The sequence below is a fragment of the Polynucleobacter yangtzensis genome (genome assembly GCF_001595965.1).
In the GTDB taxonomy this organism is placed as follows: Bacteria; Pseudomonadota; Gammaproteobacteria; order Burkholderiales; family Burkholderiaceae; genus Polynucleobacter; species Polynucleobacter yangtzensis.
The window spans coordinates 1-276 of the sequence record NZ_LOJI01000037.1 but is presented as its reverse complement, the minus strand read 5'-3'; the positions used below and the strand labels follow the sequence as shown (position 1 = coordinate 276).

Genomic DNA, 276 nt, shown 5'->3' with positions numbered 1-276 from the left:
ACCATTGCTAATAGCGAGCGCATTAGGCCATTACTGCCTGAGCATCTTGCATATGTGATCTACACCTCCGGCAGTACAGGAACACCGAAGGGGGTGGGCAATCTCCAGTCAAATGTCTGTGCCCTCGCATATCAACCTTCTTATTGCTCAATTGATTCAAGCAACACCATCTTGCAACTAGCAACAATTGCTTTTGATGCAGCAACCTTTGAAATCTGGGGTGCTCTTTTAAATGGCGCGAAGCTTGCACTTGCACCTGCTGGGAAGTTGGATTTA

Annotated in this window: 1 protein-coding gene; it reads left to right on the top strand. The window is 47.1% G+C overall.

The features are described from left to right. Positions 1-276: AMP-binding protein (locus tag JaK3_RS08820; protein ID WP_150114251.1), on the top strand; the 276-nt coding region annotated here is incomplete at both ends.